5 protein-coding genes and 1 pseudogene are annotated in these 3,185 nt (G+C 69.2%); 4 read left to right on the top strand and 2 right to left on the bottom strand.

Annotation, left to right across the window (positions count from 1 at the left end):
- The 3 genes from AB0M20_RS34475 to AB0M20_RS34465 all read left to right on the top strand — a co-directional run.
- Positions 1-236 (top strand): hypothetical protein (locus AB0M20_RS34475; RefSeq protein ID WP_364304539.1); only part of this gene is annotated, 236 nt, incomplete at its 5' end.
- Positions 229-1,290, top strand: coding sequence for a hypothetical protein (locus AB0M20_RS34470; RefSeq protein ID WP_364304538.1), 1,062 nt, complete (start codon positions 229-231; stop codon positions 1,288-1,290). The genes AB0M20_RS34475 and AB0M20_RS34470, both read left to right, overlap by 8 nt.
- A 4-nt stretch (positions 1,291-1,294) precedes the next feature.
- Entirely contained in the window at positions 1,295-1,687 is a 393-nt protein-coding gene (locus AB0M20_RS34465; protein WP_364304537.1) for a hypothetical protein, read from the top strand.
- 9 nt (positions 1,688-1,696) lie between these two features.
- Here the strand turns inward: AB0M20_RS34465 and AB0M20_RS34460 are convergent, their stop codons facing one another.
- The gene (locus AB0M20_RS34460) at positions 1,697-2,314 is read right to left on the bottom strand and encodes a VC0807 family protein (protein ID WP_364304536.1); all 618 of its coding nucleotides are present in this window, start codon (positions 2,312-2,314) and stop codon (positions 1,697-1,699) included.
- 38 nt (positions 2,315-2,352) lie between these two features.
- Between AB0M20_RS34460 and AB0M20_RS34455 the strand changes: the two genes are divergently transcribed.
- The gene (locus tag AB0M20_RS34455; RefSeq protein ID WP_364304535.1) at positions 2,353-2,838 is read left to right on the top strand and encodes a TetR/AcrR family transcriptional regulator; all 486 of its coding nucleotides are present in this window, start codon (positions 2,353-2,355) and stop codon (positions 2,836-2,838) included.
- A gap of 39 nt (positions 2,839-2,877) precedes the next feature.
- Here the strand turns inward: AB0M20_RS34455 and AB0M20_RS34450 are convergent.
- Positions 2,878-3,075: pseudogene (locus tag AB0M20_RS34450) on the bottom strand (MFS transporter); the annotation flags it as partial.
- Positions 3,076-3,185: the final 110 nt, after the last annotated feature.

The following is a 3,185-nucleotide window of genomic DNA, read 5'->3' as shown; positions in this document are numbered from 1 at the left end:
CGATCGCCGGCGGCGAGTCGGCGTTCGGCGGCGACGCCATCGGCGCGGCGATCGGATCGGCCTACCGTCCGGCCGGCGACGCCCTTCAGCACATGGCCGGGCAGGTGCCGACCGGCATGCTCGCCGACGCCGACATGAGCGAGCAGTGCGCTCAGGACTATCGCGCCACCGACCGGCGATGCGCCACGATGATGCCCACCGTGCCCGGCGCCGGAGACCCCGGTGCCCGTGCCTGAACCGCCCGCCGACGCCGGTCTGTGGCCCGCGGTGCGGTACGTGACCGGTTGGCCGGAGACCGACGAGGACCGGCTGGCCGCGCTCGCTCAGGACTGGCGGTCCGGCGGCGACCGGTTCATGACGGCGGGGCTGACCGATCTGAGCAGCCTCGGTGGGCTGTGGCCGGACCCGGCCGGCGAAGCTGCCGGAGCCCGTACGCAAGGCACGCTCGCCACCGCGGTCGCCGCCGCGGACGGCATGACCATGCTGGCGAACCGGGTCGACGCCTTCGCCGCGGAGGTACGCAGCTGCAAGATCGACATCGGCGGCATCATCACCGGGAACCTGCCCCGGTGGATCCAGGCCGGGCAGCTCCCGCCCGGTATCCGCGAGTTGGACCTGGGCCTCATCCGTGACCAGGTGGTGGCCGACGTCGACCAGCGGATCGCCGGCTGCGTGCAGCGCATCACCGGGCTCGGCCTGCTGCCCGCCGACCTCCCGTCCCCCGAGGGCGGGCCCTTTCCGCGGGGCGGCACGCTGACGCAGCTGTCCGGCGGCGGCACCCCCACGATGACCGAGACCGGGCCCATCGGGACCACGGTCGGCGGCGGGCCGCTGATCGGGCTGCCGACCCTGCCCGGTGCGGGCCCGGCACCGGACCCGGTCGCCGGGCTGCCGGGCGTGCACATCGACGCCGCGGGCAACGCGGCCGAGCCGGAACCGCAACCGGCCCCAGGTCCCGCTCCGGCCCCGGATCCGGCTCCGGATCCGGCTCCGGCTCCGGACGACGGCAGCATCGGGCCCTTCCCGGGCCGGAAACTTCCCCGGGACGGCAACGGAATCCCCACTCCCGAGTCGGACTATCCGCACACGGAGCTCGGCGTGAACGACGGACGACACGGGGACTACCCGCAGGCCCGCGAGTTCGACGGGAACGGCCAGCCGGTGAAGGACGTCGACTTCACCGACCACGGCCGGCCGTCGCAGCACCCCAACCCGCACGAGCACCCGTACGTCCCGAACCCGACCGGCGGCTCGCCGCGGCGCGGTCAAGCCCAACCCCTGGCAGAGTGATCTCGTGGAGTTCACGTTCCCGGCATTCAGCGCGGACGGCCGGCTGGTCTCACTGACCGACGTCCTCGGCCATGTCCGCGGCGAGCGGTGGGAGTGGCGGCTGCTCGACTTCGAGGGCACGGCACTGCCGGGCTCCACCCTGGACGCGGTGGCGCTGGAACGACGCCTGCGAGCCGGCACTCAGTGCGTGGAACTGCGTTTCGAGGCGCTGCTGCGCCTGGCCGGCCAGATGGACCAGCCGATCAATCTGGCGCTGGTCGCGTCGCCGCCCGGCGATCCCGCGACCCGAGCGCTGACCATCGAGACCCGGGACAGCACCGACTGGCGAGTCACCGCGGACGACGCGACACCCGAGGCGCTCGACGACGCCCGCCGGATCGCCGACAGCGTGCGCTGACGGCCGCGCTCAGGCCCTGCTGGGGACGAGGATGGACAACTCCGGGCTGCGCCGGGCCGCCCGGGTCAGGTAGATCGCGTTCCAGACGAACAGGGCGGCCAGCGTGCCGAGCATCATCGCGGTCGACAGGCCCACCATCACGGTGACCGGCAGCAGGTAGACCAGCGGCACGCGGACGACCGCCTCGGCCAGCAGGCCGACGCCCCAGACCAGGGAGCTGACGCGGAATGCCCGCCGTCCGGCCGGCTCGCTGCGGTACAGATCCGCCACCCGGTCCGCCTGCGCCGGCTTCCAACTCTGCGCCGCCGACACGGTGAGCGGGCTCCCGCCGAGCAGGCTCGCCAGGAACACCAGCCCGAGCATCACCGTGGGCGCGGAGTCCTTCAGCAACAGCACGCGGGCGTCGCCGCCGATGAAGGTCAGCACCGCCCCGGCGCCGAACACCGAGAGCATGACCGCGGCGAACCAGGTGACATGGCGCGTACGCAAGGCGACCCAGACCAACCGCACGCCCGCGGCCGCCGTCGCGGCCAGCAACGCGGTCCGGTCGGAAACGCCCAACCCGTGCAACGTGTAGTAGGTGGCCAGGGGCAGACCCACGTCGAAGACAATCGCGGCTCTATTCATATCGTCGTTATAGAACGGCGTTATGCTACTGTCAAGCGGTGAGTCCGAGAGCCGCCGACCCAGCCGTCCGCATGTCGTTGATCGAGACGGGCGCCCGCATCCTGGCCGGCGACGGCCGGAGCGCGCTCAGCACGCGCCGCGTCGCCGCCGAGGCGGGCACGTCCACGATGGCCGTCTACACACACTTCGGGAGCATGGATCAGCTGTGCCGCGCGATCCGGGCCGAGGGGTTCGCCCGGCTGGCCGAGCGGCTGGACGCCCTGCCGCGCACCGGCGACGAGGTGGCGGACCTGGCGGCCGCGGGGCTCGTGTACTTCACCAGCGGGCTGACCAGCCCGGAGATGTACCGGGCCATGTTCACCGACCGGCCCGCGGAGGGGGACGGCGACGCCGGCGTCGGCATCTTCGAGCGGCTCGTCGAGGACGTGCGCCGGTGCATCGCGGCGGGCCGCTTCCCGTCCGCCGACCCGTCGATGACCGCCGCCTGGGCCGGCGAAATCTGGACCATGCGCCACGGCCATTAAACCACCAAACAAAGTACAAACACCACTACCTCCCCATGAACCGATGGACCAGTAGCTTAATGCACGTTGTCGTGCTGTCCCGATATAATATTCATTAATGATTGCGAGTGTCGCTGGCATTATACATGCCGCTGACAATCCTTGAATAGCACGTCCAATAATCAATAGACTTGGTAATGGCGTAATAATGATTAAAACCGACCCAACAATATTAAGTGCTAAGCCTATGTATGTCACTTTTACTCTACCAATTTTATCTGCAAAAGTTAAAAAGAATTTAATCGGTTTTATGCGTTCAACTGAAGTTACTGTTAACAAAAATGACGGAAGTTATAATCAACATTTGC

This window comes from Actinoplanes sp. NPDC051633 (assembly GCF_040681735.1).
GTDB lineage: Bacteria > Actinomycetota > Actinomycetes > Mycobacteriales > Micromonosporaceae > Actinoplanes.
The sequence above is the reverse complement of the archived record's forward strand: the minus strand, read 5'-3'. Positions and strand labels throughout refer to the sequence as shown.